The sequence below is a fragment of the Bacillus sp. EKM420B genome, from assembly GCF_011065565.1.
GTDB classification, from domain to species: Bacteria; Bacillota; Bacilli; order Bacillales; family Bacillaceae; genus Bacillus; species Bacillus velezensis.
In genome coordinates this window covers 492,689-516,958 of the sequence record NZ_JAAMNX010000001.1, presented here as the reverse complement: position 1 = coordinate 516,958, position 24,270 = coordinate 492,689, and the positions used below count along the sequence as shown (strand labels likewise).

The window sequence follows — 24,270 nt, the reverse complement described above, 5'->3', positions numbered from 1 at the left end:
TGTGATACAATAGATATATATACATATTCATCACGGAGGAACAAGTTGAAGCTTTTAACACTCACAGAATACTGTCTTATGATTTTCTTCACCGGGGTTTTTCTGGCCGTCACAGGCTTTACGGCACGTGACATCGGCTTGTACGTCGGAATCGCCCTCATTTATACGTTTTCGCATCTCTTTTCAAAACGGATGCTTGAAAAACGCGGCAAAGAGAAGAAGCAGGTGAATCTTTTTTTCAGCGTTCTGGCCATTGTCGGATCAGTGCTGGCCACGGTATTGTTCATCGCCGTCGCGGCCTCGTTTGCCAAATAAAAAACGCCTGCTGTCCGAATCGGGCAGCGCGGCGTTTTTATTTTGTCTGACGCATATCATGAAACGGGAAGAACACAAACTTCGAGGTGCCGACGATCCGGTTTTCGGCAATTAAACCGAGTCCGTTCCGGCTGTCCATTGAATTCAGCCGATTGTCGCCCATGACGAAGTATTTGCCTTTCGGAACCTTTACAGGGCCGAAATCTCCCGTCAGGTTGACTCCCAGTTTTTTCGCTTCTTTTTTATTGCTCGCGAGGTACGGTTCTGCGATTTTTTTGCCGTTTATATAAAGCGTGTCATTTTTCATTTCCACCGTTTCTCCAGGTTTTCCGATGAGCCGCTTTACATAATGGACTTTCGACGTATCGCCGTTAATAATGACGATGTCCCCCCGCTCGATTTCTCCGATATAATTGACGCTTTTGTTGACAAACAGTCTTTCACCGTCATGTAATGTCGGGTACATTGATGATCCTTCCACTAAGTACGGTTCAAACAGGAAATGGCGGATTAACAGCGCAAGTGCAACCGCTATAATGATGGCCTTTCCCCATTCCCAATACGTGTTGGATTTTCTTTTTACCGATTTTTCAGAAGTAGGTTTTTGTTCTTCAGTCAACGTGGTTCCTCCTAGACGATCACTGTTTCGGTTCATGTACCATCTTTACTTTATCACAACTCATCACAAAATACATAACGCTTCTATGCGCATATGATTGAAAAAAGCGCCCGTAAAGGACGCTTTTCGCTTATTTCTCTACTACCGGTTTTTTGATGATTCCCAAGATAACCGCCGTTACAATCGCTCCGATCACGATGCTCATTAAGTAAAGCAGCGGATGGTTCGTAATGAATGCAACGAATATTCCTCCGTGCGGTGCAGGAAGCGTTACCCGGAAAAACTCTGTCAGTCCGCCCGCTACCGCAGAACCGACAACGGCTGCAGGGATGACGCGAAGCGGATCAGCCGCCGCAAACGGGATGGCGCCTTCTGTAACGAAAGCTGCTCCCATGAAGTAGCACGTAATACCGGCTTCACGGTCACGTTTAGAGAATTTGTGTTTAAAGAATGTTGTCGCCAGTGCGATTCCAAGCGGCGGTGCCATTCCGCCCGCCATGATGGCCGCATGCGGCGCATAGTTTCCGGCATCGATCATCGCGATACCGAAAGTGAACGCCGCTTTATTGAGCGGGCCGCCCATGTCGATAGCCATCATACCGCCTAAAATAATACCCATTAAGACAAGGTTTCCAGTTCCAAGGCTTTCAAGCCAATTTGTTAAGAAATTCATAAACGCTGCTACAGGTGTGTTAATGACAAACTGCATCAGGACACCGGTGATAAAAATACCGAGCAGCGGATAAATCAATACAGGTTTTAATCCGTCAAGAGTCTGAGGGATAAAGACAAACAGCTTTTTCAAAAGGACTACGACATAACCGGCTAAGAATCCGGCAATCAGTCCGCCCAAGAATCCGGCATTCGCCTGCGTAGCCATAAATCCGCCGACCATACCCGGCGCAAATCCCGGACGGTCCGCAATACTCATTGCGATGAATCCGGCAAGAACTGCAACAATCAGCTTTAACGCATTACCGTCACCGATAAAGTTCAGCGCGGCAGCAAACGTGTTGTATGTCGGGTCTTTCGGATCAGCTGAATGAATTCCCCAGAAGAATGAAATCGCAACGAGAATTCCGCCGCCGACGACAAATGGAAGCATGTTGCTGACACCGCTCATTAAGTGTTTATAGAAAGTGCTTCCGATGCTTGTGCCTGATTTCTGTTTCGGGCCGTCTTCATTTGAAGCGGGAGATCCTCCGCCGCTGCCCTCGTAAATCGGCGCATCTTGGTTAACGGCTTTTTCAATCAGTTCCTGTGGACGTCTGATACCGGCCGTTACAGGCACTTGAAGAACATGTTTGCCTTTAAAGCGCTCCATTTCAACCTGTTTATCAGCCGCTACGATAATCGCAGGCGCGTCTTCAATTTCTTGAGCCGTCAGCTTATGTTTAATACCGCTTGAGCCGTTTGTCTCGACTTTAATGTCAACGCCGAGCTCTTTCGCTTTTTCTTTCAGTGCGTCAGCTGCCATGAACGTATGGGCGATACCTGTCGGGCATGCCGTAACAGCAAGGATTTTGCCTTTTCCTGACGGCGCTGCCTGTTCTTCCTGCTCTTCTTCTTCCTCATCGTCATCTTTGTCATGCTGATTGATGATGTCAATGATCGCATCTTCTGATTCAGCTTCAAGAAGCTGTTTGCGGATTTCCTCACGCATAAGGAGCGTTGAAAGTCTTGATAATGCTTCAAGATGCGTATTATTCGCTCCTTCGGTTGCCGCAATCATAAAGACCAGGTGTGCCGGCTGACCGTCTAATGATTCATAATCCACACCATCTTTTGAACGGCCGAATGCGATGGCCGGGTTAATGACGCTCGCCGTCTTCGCATGAGGAATGGCAATGCCTTCGCCGATTCCCGTCGAGCTTTGGCTTTCACGATTTAAAATGGCTGCTTTGTAAGCCTCTCTGTCATTTAATCTGCCGGCTTTGTCAAGCACTGTCACCATTTCATCGATAACGTTTTCTTTCTCTTTGCTTTCTATATTGAGATGAATTGTATCTCTTGTTAACAGCTCAGTTATCTTCACTTTTCTTTCCTCCTCTATAGACGTGTGACTTTAACTTCAGGAAGAAGCTGCTGTACAAACTCTTCAGTTCCGAGTTCTTCAGAAAATGCCGTCGCGCTTCCAGAAGCAACTCCTAAACGGAACGCATCTTCCAAAGGCAGCTGTTTTGAAATTCCCGCAAGGAATCCCGCGACGACGGAATCACCCGCGCCTACCGAATTGACAAGCTTTCCTTTAGGAACATTGGCGAGGAAAACCGCCTCTTTCGTAAATAAAAGCGCACCGTCGCCAGCCATCGAAACAATCGCGTGTTCAGCGCCTTGTTCAATTAATTTTTTACCGTAAGGAACGGCAGCTTCGGCTGAATCAATGACCGTATTGAACATTTCCCCAAGCTCATGATGATTCGGCTTCATCAAAAACGGTTTCATTTCAGTCGCTTTCATCAGCGCTTCACCGGAGATGTCCACCACTACCCGGGCATTCTGCTTTCTGCATGCCTCAGCAATTTTTTCATACGTGTTATGCGGCAGGGAAGAAGGGATGCTTCCCGCTAAAACGACGATGTCTCCCTCTTCCAGAGCGGAGAACTGTTCTAAAAAGGCATTGAACACTTCGTCTGAAATCGTCGGGCCCTGTCCGTTAATTTCCGTTTCATCGCCCGTTTTCAGTTTTACATTTATACGCGTGTCTTCATCCACCTCAGAAAAAGCCGTTTCCAGACCTTCCTGCTGCAAAAATGACGTGATATAATTTCCGGTAAATCCGCCGACAAACCCCAATGCTTTTGACGGCACATGGTGTCTTTTCAGTAATCTCGAAACGTTGATGCCTTTTCCGCCGGGATACTTCGTGTCATAGCTGGAACGGCTTAAACCGCCTACGGCAAAATCTTCAACGTGAACGATATAGTCAACAGACGGATTGAGGGTTACAGTGTAAATCATGGTTTCACTACCTTTACGACAGTTTTTTCTTGGTAATTATCGAATGCAAGTTCTTCAGCTTCAGTGGTAATGATAGCTGCATCGCCCAAGGCGGCGAACGCTGCGAAAGAAATCTCGCCGAATTTAGAAGGATCGGCTAAAACATACGCATTTTTCGCCTGTCTCACAGCCTTTGTCTTCAGAAGAGCCTCATCCGGATCGGGTGTTGTAAAGCCGGCTTCAATGTGCACGCCGTTCACCCCGAGAAAGCTTTTGTCAAAACGGTACTGGCTGACCGCCGTTAATGAGGCGCCGCCGATCATCGCACCTGTTCTATGCTTCACATATCCTCCGAGAAGATAAAAAGGAATCCCCTTCCTTATTAAAGCGTCGATATGCATAACCCCGTTTGTGACAACCACAATGTCCTTTGTATGATCTATAAAATCAATCATGTGCAATGTAGTTGTTCCCGCATCAAGGTAAATACAGTCACCTTCTTCTAATAAAGATGCCGCTTCTTCAGCGATCTTCAGTTTATCCTGAAGGTTTTTGGAGGATTTTTCAAGCATATCGGGTTCTTGCCTGCTGTTGGAAAGTTTAGACGCCCCGCCGTGAACGCGCTTTAAAAATCCGCGCTCTTCAAGTGTTGATAAATCTCTTCTGATCGTTGATTCAGAAGCGTTTGTCATGCTTATCAGCTCTTGAATCTTCACCACATCTCGCTTTTCAATCTGATCCATAATCAGCTGATACCTTTCAGGAGTGAGCATATTCCGCCTCCTTTGAAAACGTATTCATTTCGGCTGCAAGATAATTGTAAACGCTTTTTTTACTTCAAGCAACTAAAATCACTCAAATTCATTCAATAACTATCAAAATCTTTCACATTTGTTCATATTAACGTATGTACATAGGGTTTGTAAACTGTAAATTCGACAAAAAGGGGGACAATTGTATGACATTTTCTTTTTATCATAAATGAAAAAAGTCTATTATATTCATTCAATCATTAAAACACAAAAAACCCCATGCAGACTGCATGGGGCGCCGGTTATTCATACCGTAACGCTTCAATCGGATCTAAGCGTGATGCTTTGTTGGCGGGCAGCATGCCGAAAATGACACCGATCAGCATACTGAACAGCACGCCGATACAAACCACCTGCCAGGAAACGAGCGACGGCCAGCCTGCGATAAGGGAAACGAGTGTTGCTCCCCCGTAGCCGAGACCGATTCCGATTAAGCCGCCGATTAATGTAAGCACAACAGATTCAATTAAGAATTGTGTCAGAATCTGTCCTCTCGTGGCACCGAGCGATTTGCGGATGCCGATTTCTCTTGTCCGTTCCGTCACTGATACGAGCATAATATTCATGACCCCGATCCCGCCGACAACGAGAGAAATACCGGCGATCGAACCGATGATCGTCGTCATAACGGTCGTGACCTGACCGATTCCCGCCGCGATTTCTTCCATATTCATGACTTGATAGGCCTCTTTTGTACCGTGATTGTCATTTAAGAGACGGGCCGCTTCTTTTCCTGTTGTTTTGATTTGATCAGCGGACTCCGTCTGAACGGAAACGTTGCTGTAGTCGTTAGTACCGAAAGACGTTTTCAGCATATTGAACGGCACATACATTTCACTGAGTCCTAACGATAAAAAGCCGCTCTCTTCTTTCAGTACGCCGATTACTTCTACGGGCTGTCCGCCGGCCCAGACGATTTTTCCGAGCGGAGACGTTTTCCCGAACAGCTTTTCAGCCATTTTTTTCGAGATGATTCCCGCTCTTTTCCCGGAAAGAAAATCATTGTCCGTAAATGTCCGTCCATCTTGAACGTCCAGCTTTTTTACGTCCAAGTAGCCGCTGTTAATGCCGTTCAGCGTAATATCCGTGTCTTCTTCATGGTAACGGGCCGTCATGGATTTTACCGCGGAAGCGACAACCTGCTTTACGCCGTCCACTCCTTTTAATCCATTAATATCTTCTTCTGTAAAACTCGCTTGCTGTAAGGCGTTCGGATTGGCTGTTAATTCTTCATCACTCGGCAGGTAAAACAATTCAATCGTATTGCCCGGCCCGCTGATGGATTGCTTCAGCATTTGCTCTCCGCCCTGGCCGACAGCCACAACAACGATTACTGAACCGACGCCGATAATGATTCCGAGCATTGTCAGAATCGATCTCAGCTTGTGAGCTCTTACGGAACTGAGGGCCATCCGGAGATTTTCTGACAGGCTCATTCCCCCACTCTCCTCTGCTCAGAATCGCGGGAAACGATCATGCCGTCACGGACGAAAATCACTCTGTTTGTACAGTCCGCCACTTCAGGCTCATGAGTGACAAGCACCACGGTCACGCCCTCTGCATTAAGCTCTGTGAACTGCTCCATAATGGAAATGCTTGTTTTCGTATCCAGCGCGCCGGTCGGTTCATCAGCTAAAATGAGCTTCGGTTCGTTCACGATGGCTCTTGCAATCGCGACACGCTGCTTCTGGCCGCCGGACAGCTCATTCGGCATGTGACGCATCCGATCCGCCAAACCGACTTTTTCCAGCGCGTGCTCAGCCCGTTCCTCACGCTCTTTTTTGCCGATACCGGCATAGATCATGGGGAGTTCGACATTTTTTCTTGCATTCAATCGCGGCAGCAGCTGAAACTGCTGAAAGACAAATCCGATTGATTTGTTCCGGACCGCCGCAAGCTCTTTTTCGGTGCATGAAGAAACATCTTCGCCCGCAAGCCTGTAACTGCCGGACGTCGGTCTGTCCAGACAGCCGATGATATTCATAATCGTAGATTTTCCCGATCCCGACGGTCCCATAATTGACGCATATTCTCCTTCTTCAATCGTCAGGTCGATTGAACGGAGAACATCAAACGTCTCCTTGCCGATCTGATAGCTTTTTTTCACCTTTGAAAGCTGAATCATCTATGCTTTCACATCCGTTCCGTCAGTCAAACCGTCAGCCGGATTCAGAATGACTTTATCATCCTTTGAAAGCCCCTCTTTTATCTCCGTAAGCTGATTTGCGGTATCGCCGACTTTAACTTTCACGCGTTTGGCCTTCCCGTCTTTTACCGTAAAGACCCAGTGCTCATCTCCGTCTTTTTTGACTGCGGAGGACGGCAGCGTGTCAGCTTTCCGTTTGTCGGTTTCAATGTTCATAATTAATTTAAATCCCGGCTTGCCTTCCGGAAGGTTTCCGATCAGCTTAACCTGAAACGGATACTGGACGGCTTGTTCCGTGCTTTCCCCCGAAGCAGCGCTTGACTTTTGATCCGGAACGAGGCCGACAGCCGCCACTCTCCCTTTCCACGTTTTGCCGGGGATGGCGTCTGAGGTGATTGTAACGCTTTGGCCCTTTTTCACTTTCAGCGTGTCGTATTCGGACAAATTGCCGGCAACGACCAGGTGTTCCGGGTCTCCTATATGTATAACCGGTTCTTGAATATCCGATTTTTTAGAAGCCGCTTCTTGATTTACCGAGATAACCGTCCCGTCCATCTCACTCTTAACATTGAGATTCGACACTTGATTTTCAAGAGACTGCTTTTGCAAATCAGATTGCTTTAATTCGATTTCCGCCGTTTTTTGCTGAAGCTGCAGATCAGTCCGTTCGGATTCAATTTGTTTTTTGGCTTCCGCTTCTCCCACTTGTTTTGCCAGATCTTGTTCCTTGCTGTTTAATGCTCTGAGTTTTTCTTCAACTTGTTCGATTTGCATCCGTTTTGATTGTTCTGTCAACTCATTTTGTTCTTTATCAAGGTTGAGCTGCTCATTTGTATACGTGACTAACGACGACCCTTTTTTTACTTTGTCGCCTTCTTTTACTTTCACTTTATCAAGAGTTCCTTTATCCGCTTCATAAAACACATACTGTTCTTTAGAGAATTTAAGTGTTCCCGGAACCATAACCGTAGATGAGATTTCTCTGTTTTCCATGGTTCCGGTTTCGATTTTTTTTCCGGCGCTGCCGCCCGCGGGAGCGGCAGACTTATAAATATTGATACCGATGAATACTGCAACAATTACGGCGATGCCGATTCCGATCCAAATTTTTTTCATGTTATACACCTGCTGTCACTGAACTTAACAGTCCTCCGACTGCCGAAACCAAAAGCATAATAACAAACAGGACAATCGCGGAAGTCCAGGCCGCTTTTTTGGAAATACCGCCTGTATAGCGAAGTCCCAAAGCGAGCAGAATATAGCTCCAGATGCTGAAAATGTCGAACGCGCTTAAAAAGACCGCGACGCCGTCTCCGGCCGGTATGACACTCGCCAAAGATGTAACGGCGTACAATGAGCCCGCACCGGTAAAATAAGTGACAAGACCGTTAATAACTAAGCCGATATTGGTAATGAATGCCGTAAACAGGCTGAGTGAGAGCATTTTTTTGTAAGTTGTCACGCCGCCTGAAATTTTGACGCACAGCCAGTAAATGAGCGGAACGATAAACAGAGCGATAATGCCCCCGAAGATTCCTCCGAACATCGTACCGAATTTAGCGAAGGTTTTGGTCATTTCAATCTGATCATCCGTCAAACCGTCAAGAGATGAGCTGTTCAGCACTTCTTCATAATTCATCCCCAGTCCGCGCAAAATACTGCCGGCCGCGATGAGAATGATGACAATCAGGAGAGGAATGCCGATGACCGGCTTTTCTTTTAATCTTTTAAACTGCACAACAGGACTTGTAATGACGCCGAAAATTGACGGCTTTTCCGTTACTGCCGCATTGCTTTTTTCCAGGTTTGGTTCCATATTGCTGATGCCTCCTATGTATTATTCTGTTTATACGTACGCTTTAGGCTGAGAGAAGTTTCAATTTTTTTGCCGTTTGCGTATTTATGCTAAATTGTAACACAAATTCTCAGCTTTACGTTCCATAATTATGTAAAAAAAAAGCATCTTCAGATCGGTATGACGGGTGGCTCAAAACCTCGTAAAGGCACTGTTATCAGCCTATTCATGCAGTGAAAACCGCCTCAATTAAAAAAACCTTTTAATCCCATTTAGATATTCTCTGAAATTCAGCGCCTATATACAAAAAAAGCCGGATGGCAATGATGCACACCCGGCTCTTTTTTCACCCTCCGCTTACAGGAGGGATAAAGGCAATGGTATCACCTTCTGTTACGATACTGTTGTCTTTTACATATGTTTCATTGATTGCGATCATGGCATTGTCAATCGTCTGAAGGCCGTACCGTTCCTTTAACAGCGTTTTTACAGCAGACGCCGCCGTCTCTTTTTCGTCAAGTTCAATGACCGGTGTTCCCGCCTGCTCCGCAAGCCCGGCAAATAATAATACTTTAATCATCGCGATTCCCCTTTATCCAAATCCGGTTTTCCGTTCGGATAGGGCGTCGTTTCCAGCTGATCGCCTATCCATTCTTCCCCGTCTTCCCAGATTTCTTTTTTCCATATCGGCACAATCTGTTTTATCCGTTCAATTGCATATTCATTCGCCTCATATGCCGCCTTTCTGTGCGGAGAAGACACAGCGATTACGACCGCTGCTTCACCGATATCAAGGACGCCGACACGGTGAGTGATTGCAGCTTCGGCTCCTTCCCATTTCGCGCTGATTTCACTGCCGATTTGAGAAAGCATTTGAACAGCCATCGGTTCATACGCTTCATATTCGAGACGCACCGTCCGCCGTCCTGCAGTCCACTCTCTGACCGTGCCGATAAACGTTGTGATGGCGCCGGCTTCACGCTTTTCAACTTTTTTTACGATATTTTCCGCAATGATAGGTTCCCTTGTAATTTGAAAACGTTCCATTTAAGCAGTTTCCCCTTTCAGCTGCGAAAGCACAAACATAATGGCAGCCGGATCGTCCGCATGGAATACGGGCTTGCCTGCATCTGCCGGCATATGCTCCGTATTTCTGCTGACAACCGCGATCACGCGCTCCAAATGCTTCAGCTTTTGCCAATCTTCGCTGTTTTTGATCATAATGATTTTCGGATGCGGCGCATGTTTAAATCCCTCTATGAGAAGACCGTCAATTCCCAGACATTCATACAGACTGATCAAACCCGCCAGATCCCATTTTTTTCGCGCCGTAAGCTGCAGGACGCCGTCCCCTTCTACTGCCGTAACCGCGGCTCCGGCTTTTGAAAAACGCTCCGAGTCTTTTCCGTCAGAAAAAGGTTCCGGTTCTCCGCCATGTCCGTGATGTTTTAAACATCCAATATCGCACTCTTTCGGCGCAGCTTTCAGCACACGTTCAATAAACGTTGTTTTACCGCTGTTTTGAAAACCTACGATCTGGACGATCGGGAAAGAATTGACCACGGCCATTCACTTCCATTCTCATCACGGATAAGGAGCGTGTGAACCGTCCGGCCCGCTTCATACCCCCTCGTTCCTCCCGGCAGAAGGATAAACGCGTTTGCTTCGGCAAGAGATGTGACTGAGCTTGATTTGTCGAGACCGACCGGTGAAGCCATCATTTTTCCGTCCTTATGATAAACAAATGCCCTCACAAATCTCGTAAACGGATTCGGCTTCGGAAAGTCGTTTGTTAACACGGCTTCCGCCCATCCGGAATGAGGTTTTTCATTCAGAAGCCACGTCTTAATCATCGGTTTGACAAACAGGGTGAATCCGACATAACATGCGGACGGATTGCCTGAAAGGCCGAACAGCAGCATGTCATCGGCCCGGGCGACAGTTGTCACGCTCCCCGGGCGCATTGCCACTTTGTTAAAAAGAACTTCCGCTCCGAGCTTATTATAAATGTCCGGAAGAAAATCAAAATCGCCGACTGACACGCCGCCGGTCGTGATCAGAAAATCAACTTTTTTCATAGCTTCCTTCACCGCAGAATAGCTGTCATCAAAATCATCGGAAATTTTCCCTAAGTTCAGCGGTACCGCACCCGCTTCAATGACCTGGGCATACACCATGGCAGCGTTGCTGTTGCGGATTTTCCCCGGCTCAAGCGGATCGCTGACATGAAGAAGCTCGGTTCCCGTTGCGATAATGCCGACAACCGGCTTTCTGACCACGGGAACGGAAGCATAGCCGAAGGTTGCTAAAAGAGCGGTTACGCCCGGCGTGATTTTCGTCCCTTTTTTTAATAGCGAGCTGCCTTTTTTCGCATCTTCTCCTTGATATGAAATATTATCGCCCGCATCAAAAGGGCGTTTCACTGACATGTAATTCGTGCCGTTTTCAGAAAACGTTTTTGTCAGCTCAAGCATCACTACGGCATCCGCGCCTTTGGGAATCTGCGCCCCCGTCATAATGCGGACCGCTTCATAAGGCCCGAGTTCTTTTTCTGACACGGCGCCGGCTCCGATATGGTCAATGACTTCAAAGGTGATGGCATTGTCACGGGAAGCCGTTTTTGAATCGCTCGCCCTGATGGCAAACCCGTCATACGGGGAACGGTTAAAGGCCGGCACATCATGATCCGCCTTAACATCCTCCGCCAAATAGCGGTGGAGACTGTCCTCAAGCGCCACCCATTCGGTATCCCCCTGTTTTTTATACCGGCTCACCCGGCGGACTGCTTCGTCCACCTGAATCGGCGTTCTTTTTTCAAGCATAGCAATACATCCCCTTCCTACAGTCCGATCACTCTGGCCAGAACTGAATTTGCTTCTTTTATATCGTTTGTACCGTGAATCAGAGCCCGTCCGTCCTGAAAAATAACGATTCTGAAGCGCTCGTACGCCATGTGCAGCAAAAATTCATTTGCTTCCACTTTACCGATCTGCTTCAGACGTTTGACAAGCTCTTCTTTATCCAGCCTCTTTAAGGCTTCCGATCTGATTTGAACGGTGTCTCTTCCGCACAGCACGCTTGCTTTCGGCCTGTTTTCAGGCTGCAGATACGGATATACGGGCTCCGCGCCGCAGGAAGGGCAATGATCCCGTTTGATCTGATCCACATTTATGCTCATATTGGTGTTATTCCACACGTCAAACGTGAAAAAGCGCCGATTTACCGCCGCATGATTTCCTGTCAGCAATTTCAGCGCCTCCGCTTGCTGATAAGCGGAGACGATATGAACCGCCGGAGGTATGATGCCTGCTGTATCACATGTCGCTCCGCCCACGGGCATTTGCTCAAACAGGCAGGATAAACACGGCGTAACCCCCGGAATAATCGTCATGCACATTCCCTGACTGCTGACACAGGCACCGTAAATCCAAGGTGTTTTCGTTTTCTGCGCCAGATCATTGATGACCATTCTCGTTTCAAAATTATCTGTCGCATCCACGATGCAATCCGCTTGTTCGATCAGCGGTTCGAGCGTTTCCGCCGTACCTTCCGCCGCGTAAGCATCGATATGTATATCACTGTTTACCGCTAAAAGACGCGCCTTGGCCGCCATTGCTTTCGGCAGGCGCTGTCTCGCGTCTTCTTCTGTATACAGCTGCTGTCTTTGTAAATTGCTCCATTCCACATAATCTCGGTCAATAATCGCCATACGGCCCGCTCCGGCTCTTGCCAGGCCCTCTGCCGCGGCTGTTCCGAGGGCTCCGGCTCCGACAATCAGGACACTGCTGTCAGCCAGCGCCTGCTGCCCTTTTTCCCCTATCGGCTTAAATCTTGTCTGCCGCGAATAGCGCTCTTCCATCTGTGTTGTCCCCTTGCATTTTTATTTCCATCATACCATGTTTCTTCCCGACCAGTCCTGATTTGAAGACTCGACATGCGCCAAAAGTCTGGTGTAATCATCCCGTGTGTTGACATTAGCGAACTCCTCCGGCCCGGCGCCGATGTCTTCAGCCTGCACATAACAGACAGACAGCCGTTTCAGCGTGTCTGTCATTTTCAGTTTGTTTTGTGTCAGCTGATCAAAAAGCACATCCTGCACCCGTTTATGGTAAACCGCCAAGAGGGGCTGCTCTCTGTTTTCACAAACCGGTATGACAGCATCCAGGTTTCCGGTCAGCTTCTTTTCAAGCGCAGCCATCGTCTTTCTTGTCACGAGCGGCGTGTCACAGGATATGACCGTATATGTTTCGCCTTCCGTTTGTTCCATTGCCGTATATATGCCGGCAAGCGGGCCCATTCCCCGAAACCGCGGCTCATCGGCAAAAACATGCCGCTCCCTGTTTGATAAGAACTTTTTTATATGCTCAGGGCGGCTGATAATTACCGTTTCTCCGCCGCCGAAGGCTTTTTTCACCTGTTCATAAAACATGCCGCCCTTCCACTTTGCAAAAGCTTTCGGTTCTCCGAATCTTCGGGAAGCTCCCCCCGCTAATATTACATTCACCCGTTTCATGTCATCTCTCTCCCATTCTATATAAAAGCATAGCAAACGCCTCAGCCGAAATACAATATTACGGTGCTTGTCTGTTTAATTAAGAGGAATAGCCGTTGTTCCTTTCCCATATTGTAGTGTTAACATCATGAGGGAGATGGTTCTTATGAAAATATCAGGTCCGTTTTTCCACGACACTTCTCAAGAGAACCTTTACTTGAAATCCGAACTTTCCAGATGCAGAAAAATAATTTCAGAATTTGAAGCAAGCTACTTCCATCAAAAAAATAATAAGCTTCAGGAGGAAAACGCCAATATTAAAGAGCGGCTTCACAAGCTTTCTGACGAATTGGAAGCCATGGCTCAAAAACACAAACAGACAAGTGACACGGAGCGTTCTTTGCATGAAATCAGAGCCGGGCTGCTCGATAAAATCGTCATTCTGCAAGAACTGCTTCAGCAGGAAACGTTTCGTCGGAAAAATGAGATGGAAGAAAAGCATCGTCTGCATCTTACAAATATAAAATTTGAAGAAGAAAATAAAAACTTACATACCCGCATCCGCTCACTTGAGACCGCCATTCAAACCGAACGGACTTCTCACGAAGATATGAAACAGCGTTATCATGCCGCTGCAGACGAAAATACCCGGCTCCAAACACAAATGATAGAAAAAGAATACCAGCTCAAACATATTAAAATAGAAATTAATCATATGAGAGATCGAATACTAGAAACAAAAGAACGGCTTGTAGAAATAGAAAAAACGAAAGAAAAGTTATTTCAAGAAACCATTCTTTCGTATAAACGGCAGCTGGACGAAAGTGATGCTTGGATTGCCGGCCATTTTGCTGATATTGACAGCCGCACGGCGGAACCGGCGGAACAAACTCTGGAAATTCCTTCCGTTTCCAAAGAGACTGTTCAGGCAGAAGACTTGCTTACAGCCGTTACCGAACAAGTCATCTCCCTGCAAAAACAATTTGTACAATCAGAGTCCCGCGATCAGTCGTTTGATGAAAAACTGGATGCGTTGAAAGAACGCGCTGACGGCGAAAAGCCTTTCCAAAAATATGTTGTCAAGCTTGAAAAAAAGCCTGAAAAAGATGCGTCACTTCCGCAGAATAAGCGGGAAAGCGCAAAAAAACTGCTTGAGTAACGCAAGCAGTTTTACTGTTTTATTCAGCAGCCGTATCATTTGCCGTTTCTGCTGTTTCCTGAGAAATTTCTCCCTCAAGAATATATTGGCCGCGGTATGGTTTTTTCACTTCCGGATACATTTTAATTAAGCTTTGCATAAATGTTGTCATATTAGGAATTTCAAGGCCGCTTTCCTTTTCAATTTCCTTTTGCAGTTCGGAACTTTTGATCGCTGCATTGTGGCGTTTCAATGTTTTAATCGCTGCTTCGCGCAGTTTTGCCGCTTTCGATCCCGGTCTCGCCGTCCCTCTTCTTCTTCTTGTAGAACCGTCTGGAATGCCTGCGGGAAGAGACGTAATAGACTGCATCTGCTGCTGGGAGGATTGAGGCTGTGTCTGCGGCTTTTGATAGCTTCTCATTTCCTGTGCTGCAAGCTCTGCAAGTACCGGGAGGGAGTCACTTTTTTTCTCCGGACGAAACTCTTTTTTTGTATCGGACAGGCTGCCCGTATTGTCTAATTCTCTCAGTTTTGCATATATTTTATCACGTTCTATTTGATATTCACGAATGACTTTTACCTCTGCTTCGTTCAATTGTTCTAAACGTAAGCGCAGCGCTTCTCTTTCATTAAACATGTGTAAAACCCCCTGTCAAAAATTTAAACGCTTTTATTAAGATATTAGATTACAAAAGTAATTTTATCAACTATTATTTTATCATTTTACTATTTTATTTACTCTATGAAAAATTGCTTATTTTCTGAAAATGGTACTTTATATACAAAAATCCCTTATCATATAGGGGATTCTGGACAAAGTTCCAATTTATTCAACCATTTCAAAATATAACTTGAAATTACTTGTTTAATGAAAATTAGCGTGATATCTACAATTTTCGACTATAATATGTAAAAGATAATGATATGGATAAAACAAGTGGTACAGCGTGTTTACGGCTGTTTCTCTTATTTTTTAAGCCACACATGTCACATTGGAATTTTTTATCCAATAGACACAAAAAAACCCTGTTACCTAACGGCAAAGGGTTTGCAGAACCGAGACAATAGTCCGACGGAGATTGTCCCGATTACTCAGAAGCCTGCTCCGTTTCTAAAAGTACCCGGCTGATGCGTTTTTCAAGCATTTTCATCCCGCTCTCTCCCGCTTGAAAATGGCGGAGCTGTCCGTTTTTATCAAAAACGTAATAAGCCGGCACATATTCATTTTCAAATACGTCAGTCAGCGTATGATCGCTGTCGACGCAAATCGGCTGAGAGATATCGTGCTCAGCCGCTGTTTTCTTGATTTTCTCAAGATCAAGATCGTCTTCGGAACGGGGCGTGTGGACGGCCAACACATTCAGCTGATCTTTATATTTATCACGAAACCCGTTCACCTCAGGCATCGCTTCTTTACACATGCGGCAGCTGGCGGACCAGAAGTGAACCAGTGCCGGCTTTCCGCCGACCAGCTGTTCCTTCGTGACTTCTCTGTTAATCCATGCTTTAGCGCCGGGCAATTCAGGCATTTGCTGATGTAATTTCATCTCATTTCCCTCCTTATGAAAAAGTTTTTTGCCGGGGCTTTCAGTCCGCCGGGCAACGTCCTCCTGTTTTCTCTCCAAAGGATATGATTTGGCTGAATCACCATGTTAAAATGAGTGTGGAGATTCTTTAGTACATATCTTCACAAAAATGAAGATATTGAAACCGGGGCAATATGAACAAATCATAAATGTAATAACTGGTTTCTATGAAAAGGTTTATCTTATTTAAAAAACGGGTATATCACTTTTAGCTTTTTCTGCAATAGACTTGAAAGGAAGACATCACTATGATTGATTTAAAACACTTTGATTGGGCCGGACTTCTCACATCTGCCGGGATTTTCATCATAAAGCTGGCTCTCATTATTTTAGCGTACTTTATTTTCCGGACGGCAGGAAAAAAGCTGATCAAGCATCTGTTTCAGAAATTCGAGCAACAAAACAACCTCTCCACGGGCCGCGCTTATACTTTGCGAAGCCTCGCGCTCAATGTGTATGGATACATCCTGATATTCGTTTTTATCGTAATGATTTTGGATTTATTTCACTACAATCCGAGCGCTCTCATTGCCGGCGCCGGCGTGGTCGGTCTCGCAGTCGGCTTCGGGGCTCAGGGGCTTGTCAGTGACATCGTCACCGGATTTTTTATCCTTTTGGAAAAACAGATCGACGTCGGTGATTATATTACGGTTGCCGGCTACAGCGGCATTGTCGAGCAGGTCGGTCTCCGTACGACGCAAATCCGGAGCTTTGACGGCACGCTTCACTATCTTCCCAACCGGGGCATCACGAATGTGAGCAACCATTCCCGCGGAACGATGCAGGCGCTTGTCGATATTAAAGTGCCGCTTGAAAAAAATCTTGATGAAACCATTCAAATCCTGCAAACCGCGTGTGACAAAGCAGCCGCTGAGCTCCCGCAGATTAAGGAAGGGCCGGACGTCATCGGGGTTCAAGATTTAAGCACGTCAGAAATGGTGATCAGAATCATTGCCAAAACAGAAAATATGGAGCAATGGCGGGTTGAACGCGTACTGCGGAGAGAAATAAAAATCGCGCTCGACCGTTTTAAAAACGCCGCTTCCGCCGAATAGAAAAACCGAAGCGTAAGCTTCGGTTTTTTCTTTTTAATGAAATTTTTTTTCTACTTCGCTGCAGATTTCGTCGGCGGTCATTCCGGAAGCCGTAATGACGGGAGCCTGAGTTGACGTATCGGCAATTCCTTGAACATTGCTGTCAAGTCCGGTTACGACACAGCAGTCACAATTCTTCGCATCCTCAGGAGTCTTCATCATCACTACGTCATATCCTTTTTGTTTTAACGCCTGTTCTACATCCGATAAAGATTGTTCAATTCCAATTTTTTTCGTCATATTGAACACCTCCGTTATGTAGAATGCTCAATTTTTGTTAGATTATTCTTCTTTTCGGATTTAATTGGCATACTTCGAAAAATATCCGACCATGACATTTACCGCGATTTCCATCGCATCTTCATCCGGGTTCAGCTTGGCGTGATGAAGCCCGTGGGATGAATCGGCCCCCAGCCAGAACATAAAGCCGGGATATTTTTTCAGCATATATCCGAAATCTTCTCCGGTCATCGCTTCTTTCGCCGTTTTCACGTCAGCAAGCTGATGATCGCTGACAAATTGCATAAATTCTTCGGTCAGGCCGCTTGTATTATAAACTTGATGATAAACGGACGGATACGTGACTTTTCCTTTGCATCGGAAGCCGATTTCAATTCCTTTGACAAGCTCTTCAATCCGCTTTTTCACCATACGCATTGATTCCTCGGAAAGCGTCCGGATGGTTCCCTCCAAATGAGCATGCTCTGCGATGATATTTTGCGCCGTGCCCCCGGTAATCGTTCCGACAGTAATTACAGCGCTGTCAAGCGGATCCGTATTTCTGGATATGACTGTTTGGAGCTGCGTGACAAGCGTGCTCGCGGCAACGACCATGTCGTCTGCTGTATGCGGATATGCCGCATGTCCGCCTTTCCCCTCAAGATCGATGACAAGCTCGCTCGTATTGGCAAACAGCAATCCGCTTTTGGTGGAAATGGTGCCGACCGGCAGCTCAGGTGCTATATGGAGGGCGGTGATCAAATCCGGCGTCCATTTTTTCAGCACATCGCTTTCAAGCATCGGTGCCGCTCCGCCCGGTCCTTCTTCAGCCGGCTGGAATAAAAAGAGCAGATCATGTTTGACGGGATGATGGACAAAATGATCAATAATGCCGAGCGCGATGGTCATGTGCATATCGTGGCCGCATGCGTGCATAAAACCGGGGTGCTCAGATGCAAACGGAAGCCCCGTCTGCTCTTCAATCGACAGAGCGTCTATATCCGCTCTGTAGGCGAGCATTTTTTCCGGAGCCGTGCCGTTGACTTTGACAAAGATGCCGGTTCTCCAAGTTTCGATTTCAATTCTTTCTTCCGGATATTGGTTTAATAGATTCAGCAGGTACTGCTGGGTTTTATATTCCTGAAAGCCGATCTCCGGAATGCGGTGCAGATCTCTTCGGATGGCAATGAGCCGCTCTTTTTCCATATGTATTCCTCCTTGAGATAAGAATAAGGCGTGGATTTTATCATCCACGCCCATTCTATCAAACCATTCCTTACAGCTGGCGTAATTCCTGTTTGATTTCTGTTTTTCCTTTTGTTTTTTCATCGATATCTTTGATTTTTTTCGCTGGTGTTCCCGCTACAACGGTATACGGCTCGACGTCATTTACAACGATGGCTCCGGCGGCGACAACCGCGCCTTTACCGATTGTTACGCCTTCAAGCACAACCGCATTTGCGCCGATCACAACGTCGTCTTCTACGACAACAGGCTTAGCGCTAGGCGGCTCAATAACGCCCGCTAATACAGAACCCGCTCCGATGTGGCAGTTTTTTCCGACAGTCGCGCGTCCTCCGAGAACAACGTTCATATCAATCATCGTACCTTCGCCGATGACTGAACCGATATTAATAGATGCACCCATCATGATAACGGCATTGTCGCCGATTTCGACTTGGTCGCGGATAATAGCGCCTGGCTCGATTCTCGCTTTAACATCTTTTAAATCAAGCATCGGGATCGCAGAGTTGCGGCGGTCATTCTCAATGACGTAATCCTCAATTTTGTCTTTGTTTTCTTCGATTGCGCTTTTAATTTCAGCCCACTCGCCAAAAACGACGCCGGATTGGCCGTTCAGGAATGTTTTAGCGGAATCGCCAAAGCTGATTCCTTCGAGATCGCCTTTTACATACACTTTTACAGGCGTTGATTTTGTACTATTTTGAATAAATGAAATAATTTCATTTGCATCCATCATTTTCATATGTATTGTCCTCCTCTGATTTTCTACCTCATTACTGTAACAAAGGAAGGATACAAAGACAAGAAAAAAAGGAACAAGCCTTTATTCTGCCGGCTGGCTGCACAGCGCGGCAAACTGTCTTCCGAATTCCCGGAGCTCTTCTTCCTCACTGCCCTCAGGATTGTTTTCAATTTTGACCGACGGCAGCACCACCCGCCCGCCGCGCGCCGTGATTACTTTTTCCAATTCGTCAACCGCTCCGCAAAAAAACTCATAGGACGTATCTCCGGAACCGAACAAAGCAAATGTTTTTCCCGTAAACTCCAGGTTTTCCATATCTTCTACAATATCGAGCATTTCATCAGGAAGATCCCCGTCTCCCCACGTATATGTGCCTAATAAAATATACTCGTAATCATTAAAAAGTTCGGCATGAATATCCATCGCTTCATATCTGTCTACGGATGCTTGTGCTTCGATCAGCCCTTTTTCAATTAAATCCGCCATCGCCTCGGTGTTTCCTGACATTGTAGCGTAAACAAGCAATACATTCCCCATCTTCGTCTCTCCTTTATGCATAAAAACTAATGTGCGAGCCGAACCGCCTCATACGGTCTGACAAACTTACTTTCGTAAAGGCCCGCGCAAAAAAAGTTTTCTTCCCGGTTGGCCACCCGCCATCCGTGACCGCGGATCGTATCAAACCACTTTAATTCACCGGCGGCAAGATCAGCTTGATAAATACGCGAAAATCCGCTTTCACCCTGTGACGATGTGACATAAATAGTCCCGTTATCCTCAGAAACGTCGAGAAATGACTTTTCCCTTACAGCGTCCCCGGCTGTAATGGCAAACTCCTCTTGCGTCCGCACGTTTCGAACGGCAACCTCCCCCCGTTCTCCCTTTGCCGCGCCCTTTGCTGCAATGAGCCAGTCATTCTGATACATCATCATTGAAGCCGTCATGCGCTGCCTTTCGCGGCTTATACGCCGGATGCGGCCTTCCGTCAGATCATACGCCCAAATGCCGCCATGATTCATATGAATCCGGGTGCCGATATAAATCGTCTGACCGTGTAAACAAAGCGAACGGATGACAGGCGGCTCCTTTAATTGTGAAAAGGGCTTAGCCACATGCCAAGTGACGCCGAAATCATCAGATAAGTAGAGGCAGTATGTGCCGTGCGCACAGACAAATCCGTCATTCCGTCCGGCAACGTCCCATACGGAGGCGCTGGTCGGAAATCGGGAGGCCGTCCAAGTCTTTCCTTGATCGGCCGATCTGAGGACGGCGCCTTTTTCTCCAGCTGCGAATATGTAGGGCCCTATATAAGTCAGCACATGAATCCTGCTTTTCACTCGGAATAGTCTTTTCCAGCCTTCTTCCGCCGAAAAATGAAAAATACCTTCGTCTTTCACAGCGACAAAAAATCCCGAAGATACTGATGCCATGACAGCCGTCGCGCCTTTATGAAACATGGCACCGGTCTCCGTGGTGAGCGGCCCATGCAAGAAAACCGCGGACAAATTCTTTGCAGCATTCTTGATCTTCAGCCGTCTCGGGCGCCAGCTCAATTTTCAGCGTTTCCGGATATAAATTGGCTCCGGCCTGTTCAAACGCATCGCAAAACAGCGTGACCGCTTCACAAAACTTCGGGTAGGCGTGATCGCCTGAACCGAAACAGGCCGTTTTCAGTCCGTTGAGCTGGCTGTGCAGAATATCTTCGTAAAAATCTTCCGCTTCGTAAGGAAGATCACCATCCCCCCATGTGTATGTGCCGACAAAAACATAATCATATGCTTTGAGTGAATCCGCATCTGCTTCGTCCATGTCAAGACTGTCAACCGCTATCTGATGCCCGCTCAGTGTTTCTTTAATAATGCCGGCAATATCCTCTGTATTCCCCGACATGCTTGCGTATATCATTAATGCTTTCTGCATATGATCACCTCGTAATTGATAATGATTTTCATTAACATATATAACACTTTAAATGATAATGATTTTCATTGTCAATAAAAAATAAAAAAAGACAGCATGATTGCTGTCTTTCTAAAATGGGCGTTCCTGTTTCAGCATATCTTTAATGACAGAAACAAAAGCCTGCACCTGTTTTAATTCAAATGCCGGCTCATAACCGAGCAGCCATGTGTCACGGCCGATCGGATGATCCTTTGTATCAAGCAGGGGCATTTTATTTACTTTGTCTTCCTCTTCTAAGGTGACTGACGGCAGAATGGCATAACCGATCCCGTGCAGCGCCATCTGCTTGCACGTTTCAATCTGATCGACAAGGATGGTCTGTTTCGGCGAAGTTTTGAATTTTTGATGCCACCAATGCTGAATTTCCTGAAAATATGTACTGTCACTTTTGAATTGAATAAACGGCCGATCGGTATGGGCAATATCATCAATACAGGAAATTTCCGTATCGACCAAATATAAATGATCGGTCATTAAATAATCTTTCCGGCCTTTCCATTCCGGATTTCCCCGGATAATGCCGATATGTACCTGATCTTCATACAGACTTTTCAGCATTTCGCTGCTCCACCCTGTAATGAGAGAGACCTTTGCATTCGGATATCGTTCCACATATGTTTTTAACACTTTCGGAAGCCAGTGCTGCCCGATAATCGAGGCGACGGCAAGCTTTAATGTGCCGTGAATCTCACCCTCAAGTTCATCAATGTTTTCTCTGATTCTTTCTTGCCGATCCGTGACGTCATTTGCAAATTGTATGATTTTTTCTCCTGCCGGCGTTACCGTAAGTCCTTTTTGAGACCTAAGAAAGATCTTTGTTCCCCAGGCTTTTTCAATGGTCTGCAATCGCTGGGACAGAGCCGGCTGTGACACGAATAACCGTTCGGCAGCCTTCCTCATGTTTAATTCCTCAGCTAAAACTACGAGCATATGAAGCTCTTGAAGCTGCATGTCGTCCTCCTTTTCAATGCCTTGTCATATTTCTTATCTACCATTCTAATCAAATAAAGGCTGCCGAGGCAAGCGCCACTCATATGTATGCGTTTTCTTTTTCTGGCATGCGAAAGAACAAATAGGCTGATCGTGCGAGCCTACTTATTCAATGATCTGATATGACTGCTCAACTGCTTTAATACGACTCTTCTCGTGAAAATGCCTTCAAAGACGCCTTCATCATTTTCAACGCAGACAAAGCCGTTGTTAATGACCATGCTGAACCCTTTGATAATCGGATCATTGATGTGGAGACGGGGAATGTCTTTCAGCATGACTTCCTCAACCGTAATTTGATCCAGCTTCTCAAACTCGATCCGTTCAAGTCCGAAAATGCTGTTCATAATCATATTTGTCCCGATCAAACCGTGCAGACGGTACGAAGCGTCAAGGACGGGAATGGCGGTATAGCCGGTTTTCGTCAGCACTAATAGAGCATGCTCAAGGTTGTTTCCGACTTGAACGTGCGCCACTTTATCCGCCTCGATCATAAATTGTCCGACTGTTGCATCAAGAAGCTGATCTGATTGTAAGCTAATCATGTCACTTCGACCCCTTTACATTTTTCATCAAAGCATGTATTCCCTATATTGCAATAATATAAACATTATCATTTTTTGTCGAAAAGTTTCCGTCAATAAAAAAGATACTCTTTGCAATCGAGTATCAATTTATAGGCCGCTGATTAATTTTCGTTCCGAAAACGGTCATAGAGCGTTACGAGTTTTTTATAAGTGGTTCCATCAACGCTTTTTGACCCTGCTTCTATATCGTTGATTTCGCTGGTCAAAAGCTCAATGGCATATTCTTGATTGATCAGGATATTCAGCAGAAGTTTCTGTTCTTCTTCCGTAAATCGTTCACTGATAAGACTCATACGTAATCAGGCCCCCTATTTTTAACTGAATACCTCTGAAAGCAATGTGAAATTTGCTTTCAGCTCTACCGCTAGAATAAGTAAACAGAAAAAAATCGTCAACCGCATAATTCGACATTTTGCGGATTCTGTATGAAATATTATTTTGTGTAACGATTGGCATAACTGAATGCTGTGCAGGAATCAGGCTTGATTTTCGCTTCAATGCCCATTGAGGTAATGCGGCCGGTCATTTCTTGTATCAATTCTTTTGTCAGCCCTTTTTGACCGATATCCAGATGCACTTCAAATGAAAGATCCGCCCCTTCATCCGCAAAAGGCAAGAGCAAATCTGTCAGTTCCATAAGACGGCCGTCGAGGATATGCGCAGCCATCTCCTGGCTGAACGCGGTTTCCAGCGAGATTTTTTCGCGAAGGCTATGTATCGGTCTTGCAAGGTCGTGATTTTTCAAACAGCCCCAAGCTCCCTTGCCTGTACGGTGCAAGTGTATAGCCGTAATAAACTTTGTGAAGTCGCGGTAAACTTGTGAATCAGTCCCTACAGACAGCACGTATGCTGAACGGGGGTCTTTATTGACAAAGCGTTTCAGCCGCTCCGTCACGTCTTGAAAGGTCATCTGTGCCTCAGAAAGATTATAAAACAGAAAAGAATCAGCCATGTACGGACACTCCTCTTTCCAGAGTCTACAACCAAACGAACAAGCACGTTCCTTTGCATGATTTAATAAAGCTCCGCTTGCGGAAGACCGGAAGCTTGGTCAGCCTGAAAAATCAAATCACATTACTGAAGGAGCTCAAAAATTTCAATAGAAATCATGTCAATGTTATCAAACGGATATGTGTTAGGTTTTTCACCTTTTTGGAAAACCGTCAGTTCAAACGTTTGATTTTTTTCGAAATATTTAACACTGCAAATTTTTTCGCCGTTAACTTCAAAATAACGCTGCATCGGCTCGTTAGCCGCTTCCGCTGTTTCTTGCAGACTTTGCAGCCGCGTGATGATACCCATTAATTGTGACATTCTAAAAAAAGACTCCTTTCAAAAAACAACTTCAAATCAACAAGTATTTATTATAATACAAGTCCTACAGAGCATCATACCATAAAGTAGACCGGGATGGCATTTTCCCGCTGGATTTTCAATAAGAAAATAAACGGGAAAACCGTGTTTTCGAATAGTTTGAAGCTTTTTTCGGAATGTCATACACCTTTCAAAAATAATTTTTCGCTTTTTGAGCCGCCATTGTCAGATGTATGTGAGGAGAAGCCTTTTTATGAGGAGACAGCATAAAAAA

The 24,270-nt window shown here is 46.0% G+C and carries 30 protein-coding genes; 3 read left to right on the top strand and 27 right to left on the bottom strand.

The features are described 5' to 3' along the window. The first annotated feature begins 45 nt into the window (after nucleotides 1–45). Nucleotides 46–315, top strand: coding sequence for a hypothetical protein (locus G9F48_RS02820; protein WP_021493749.1), 270 nt, complete (start codon nucleotides 46–48; stop codon nucleotides 313–315). 37 nt (nucleotides 316–352) lie between these two features. Here the strand turns inward: G9F48_RS02820 and sipT are convergent, their stop codons facing one another. The 14 genes from sipT to G9F48_RS02750 all read right to left on the bottom strand — a co-directional run bounded on the left by sipT (nucleotide 353) and on the right by G9F48_RS02750 (nucleotide 13,140). Beyond that, nucleotides 353–970, bottom strand: a complete 618-nt coding sequence (gene sipT / locus G9F48_RS02815) for a signal peptidase I sipT (RefSeq protein ID WP_369719103.1) — start codon at nucleotides 968–970, stop codon at nucleotides 353–355. 94 nt (nucleotides 971–1,064) lie between these two features. Then, complete coding sequence (locus G9F48_RS02810; RefSeq protein ID WP_165408995.1) at nucleotides 1,065–2,969, bottom strand: PTS fructose transporter subunit IIABC; 1,905 nt, start codon at nucleotides 2,967–2,969, stop codon at nucleotides 1,065–1,067. A 14-nt stretch (nucleotides 2,970–2,983) separates the two neighbouring features. Further along, nucleotides 2,984–3,895, bottom strand: a complete 912-nt coding sequence (pfkB, locus tag G9F48_RS02805) for a 1-phosphofructokinase (RefSeq protein WP_165408994.1) — start codon at nucleotides 3,893–3,895, stop codon at nucleotides 2,984–2,986. Then, nucleotides 3,892–4,647 carry a DeoR/GlpR family DNA-binding transcription regulator gene (locus G9F48_RS02800; protein WP_014417627.1) on the bottom strand — a complete coding sequence of 252 codons (756 nt, stop codon included), beginning with the start codon at nucleotides 4,645–4,647 and terminating at the stop codon, nucleotides 3,892–3,894. The genes pfkB and G9F48_RS02800 overlap by 4 nt, the downstream gene beginning before the upstream one ends. Before the next feature lie 281 nt (nucleotides 4,648–4,928). After that, the gene (locus tag G9F48_RS02795; protein WP_071391893.1) at nucleotides 4,929–6,122 is read right to left on the bottom strand and encodes an ABC transporter permease; all 1,194 of its coding nucleotides are present in this window, start codon (nucleotides 6,120–6,122) and stop codon (nucleotides 4,929–4,931) included. Continuing rightward, nucleotides 6,119–6,811, bottom strand: coding sequence for an ABC transporter ATP-binding protein (locus G9F48_RS02790; RefSeq protein WP_077722148.1), 693 nt, complete (start codon nucleotides 6,809–6,811; stop codon nucleotides 6,119–6,121). The genes G9F48_RS02795 and G9F48_RS02790 overlap by 4 nt, the downstream gene beginning before the upstream one ends. After that, entirely contained in the window at nucleotides 6,812–7,948 is a 1,137-nt protein-coding gene (locus G9F48_RS02785; RefSeq protein WP_043867055.1) for an efflux RND transporter periplasmic adaptor subunit, read from the bottom strand. A 1-nt stretch (nucleotide 7,949) separates the two neighbouring features. Further along, on the bottom strand, nucleotides 7,950–8,648 hold the full coding sequence (locus G9F48_RS02780; protein WP_015388300.1) for a Yip1 family protein: 699 nt from the start codon (nucleotides 8,646–8,648) through the stop codon (nucleotides 7,950–7,952). Between the two features lie 325 nt (nucleotides 8,649–8,973). Beyond that, nucleotides 8,974–9,207: a molybdopterin converting factor subunit 1 gene (moaD, locus tag G9F48_RS02775; protein ID WP_007409633.1), complete on the bottom strand. Its 234-nt coding sequence runs from the start codon at nucleotides 9,205–9,207 to the stop codon at nucleotides 8,974–8,976. Beyond that, the gene (locus tag G9F48_RS02770) at nucleotides 9,204–9,674 is read right to left on the bottom strand and encodes a molybdenum cofactor biosynthesis protein MoaE (RefSeq protein WP_003154579.1); all 471 of its coding nucleotides are present in this window, start codon (nucleotides 9,672–9,674) and stop codon (nucleotides 9,204–9,206) included. The genes moaD and G9F48_RS02770 overlap by 4 nt, the downstream gene beginning before the upstream one ends. Continuing rightward, nucleotides 9,675–10,196, bottom strand: a complete 522-nt coding sequence (mobB, locus tag G9F48_RS02765) for a molybdopterin-guanine dinucleotide biosynthesis protein B (RefSeq protein ID WP_063174790.1) — start codon at nucleotides 10,194–10,196, stop codon at nucleotides 9,675–9,677. Then, nucleotides 10,157–11,449, bottom strand: coding sequence for a molybdopterin molybdotransferase MoeA (locus G9F48_RS02760; protein WP_165408993.1), 1,293 nt, complete (start codon nucleotides 11,447–11,449; stop codon nucleotides 10,157–10,159). The genes mobB and G9F48_RS02760 overlap by 40 nt, the downstream gene beginning before the upstream one ends. 17 nt (nucleotides 11,450–11,466) lie before the next feature. Continuing rightward, a complete protein-coding gene (locus G9F48_RS02755; RefSeq protein ID WP_146276675.1) occupies nucleotides 11,467–12,486 on the bottom strand; it encodes a molybdopterin-synthase adenylyltransferase MoeB in 1,020 nt (339 codons plus the stop codon). A 30-nt stretch (nucleotides 12,487–12,516) separates the two neighbouring features. Further along, the gene (locus G9F48_RS02750; protein WP_165408992.1) at nucleotides 12,517–13,140 is read right to left on the bottom strand and encodes a molybdenum cofactor guanylyltransferase; all 624 of its coding nucleotides are present in this window, start codon (nucleotides 13,138–13,140) and stop codon (nucleotides 12,517–12,519) included. A 145-nt stretch (nucleotides 13,141–13,285) separates the two neighbouring features. On the opposite strand from G9F48_RS02750, the gene G9F48_RS02745 reads away from it, so the two are divergent. Continuing rightward, complete coding sequence (locus G9F48_RS02745) at nucleotides 13,286–14,278, top strand: sporulation protein (RefSeq protein WP_165408991.1); 993 nt, start codon at nucleotides 13,286–13,288, stop codon at nucleotides 14,276–14,278. Nucleotides 14,279–14,297: 19 nt separating this feature from the next. Here the strand turns inward: G9F48_RS02745 and rok are convergent, their stop codons facing one another. Together rok and G9F48_RS02735 are read right to left on the bottom strand one after the other, a co-directional pair. After that, a complete protein-coding gene (gene rok, locus G9F48_RS02740) occupies nucleotides 14,298–14,894 on the bottom strand; it encodes a transcriptional regulator Rok (RefSeq protein WP_069473385.1) in 597 nt (198 codons plus the stop codon). Between the two features lie 451 nt (nucleotides 14,895–15,345). Continuing rightward, nucleotides 15,346–15,804, bottom strand: a complete 459-nt coding sequence (locus G9F48_RS02735) for a redoxin domain-containing protein (RefSeq protein ID WP_165408990.1) — start codon at nucleotides 15,802–15,804, stop codon at nucleotides 15,346–15,348. A 287-nt stretch (nucleotides 15,805–16,091) separates the two neighbouring features. On the opposite strand from G9F48_RS02735, the gene G9F48_RS02730 reads away from it, so the two are divergent. Beyond that, entirely contained in the window at nucleotides 16,092–16,898 is an 807-nt protein-coding gene (locus tag G9F48_RS02730; protein WP_060386912.1) for a mechanosensitive ion channel family protein, read from the top strand. Nucleotides 16,899–16,931: 33 nt separating this feature from the next. On the opposite strand, the gene G9F48_RS02725 is transcribed toward G9F48_RS02730, so the two are convergent. The 11 genes from G9F48_RS02725 to G9F48_RS02675 form a co-directional block, all read right to left on the bottom strand. Beyond that, nucleotides 16,932–17,177, bottom strand: coding sequence for a YkuS family protein (locus G9F48_RS02725; protein ID WP_003154596.1), 246 nt, complete (start codon nucleotides 17,175–17,177; stop codon nucleotides 16,932–16,934). A gap of 60 nt (nucleotides 17,178–17,237) precedes the next feature. Further along, complete coding sequence (locus G9F48_RS02720; protein WP_165408989.1) at nucleotides 17,238–18,362, bottom strand: N-acetyldiaminopimelate deacetylase; 1,125 nt, start codon at nucleotides 18,360–18,362, stop codon at nucleotides 17,238–17,240. Between the two features lie 70 nt (nucleotides 18,363–18,432). Then, nucleotides 18,433–19,143, bottom strand: coding sequence for a 2,3,4,5-tetrahydropyridine-2,6-dicarboxylate N-acetyltransferase (gene dapD / locus G9F48_RS02715; protein WP_007409623.1), 711 nt, complete (start codon nucleotides 19,141–19,143; stop codon nucleotides 18,433–18,435). A gap of 81 nt (nucleotides 19,144–19,224) precedes the next feature. Then, nucleotides 19,225–19,680, bottom strand: a complete 456-nt coding sequence (locus tag G9F48_RS02710) for a flavodoxin (RefSeq protein ID WP_077722141.1) — start codon at nucleotides 19,678–19,680, stop codon at nucleotides 19,225–19,227. A gap of 26 nt (nucleotides 19,681–19,706) precedes the next feature. After that, complete coding sequence (locus tag G9F48_RS02705; RefSeq protein WP_165408988.1) at nucleotides 19,707–20,600, bottom strand: WD40/YVTN/BNR-like repeat-containing protein; 894 nt, start codon at nucleotides 20,598–20,600, stop codon at nucleotides 19,707–19,709. Beyond that, on the bottom strand, nucleotides 20,590–21,063 hold the full coding sequence (locus tag G9F48_RS02700; protein WP_071391905.1) for a flavodoxin: 474 nt from the start codon (nucleotides 21,061–21,063) through the stop codon (nucleotides 20,590–20,592). Before G9F48_RS02700 ends, G9F48_RS02705 begins: the two co-directional genes overlap by 11 nt. 111 nt (nucleotides 21,064–21,174) lie before the next feature. Then, a complete protein-coding gene (gene ccpC, locus G9F48_RS02695; RefSeq protein WP_007611101.1) occupies nucleotides 21,175–22,056 on the bottom strand; it encodes a transcriptional regulator CcpC in 882 nt (293 codons plus the stop codon). Between the two features lie 140 nt (nucleotides 22,057–22,196). Continuing rightward, nucleotides 22,197–22,640 carry a cyclic-di-AMP-binding protein CbpB gene (cbpB, locus tag G9F48_RS02690; protein WP_003154608.1) on the bottom strand — a complete coding sequence of 148 codons (444 nt, stop codon included), beginning with the start codon at nucleotides 22,638–22,640 and terminating at the stop codon, nucleotides 22,197–22,199. A 143-nt stretch (nucleotides 22,641–22,783) separates the two neighbouring features. Beyond that, the gene (gene abbA / locus G9F48_RS02685; protein ID WP_003154609.1) at nucleotides 22,784–22,975 is read right to left on the bottom strand and encodes an antirepressor AbbA; all 192 of its coding nucleotides are present in this window, start codon (nucleotides 22,973–22,975) and stop codon (nucleotides 22,784–22,786) included. Between the two features lie 140 nt (nucleotides 22,976–23,115). Then, a complete protein-coding gene (locus tag G9F48_RS02680) occupies nucleotides 23,116–23,634 on the bottom strand; it encodes a ribonuclease H-like YkuK family protein (protein WP_020955744.1) in 519 nt (172 codons plus the stop codon). A 122-nt stretch (nucleotides 23,635–23,756) separates the two neighbouring features. Further along, entirely contained in the window at nucleotides 23,757–23,996 is a 240-nt protein-coding gene (locus tag G9F48_RS02675; protein WP_003154613.1) for a YkuJ family protein, read from the bottom strand. Nucleotides 23,997–24,270 lie beyond the last annotated feature (274 nt).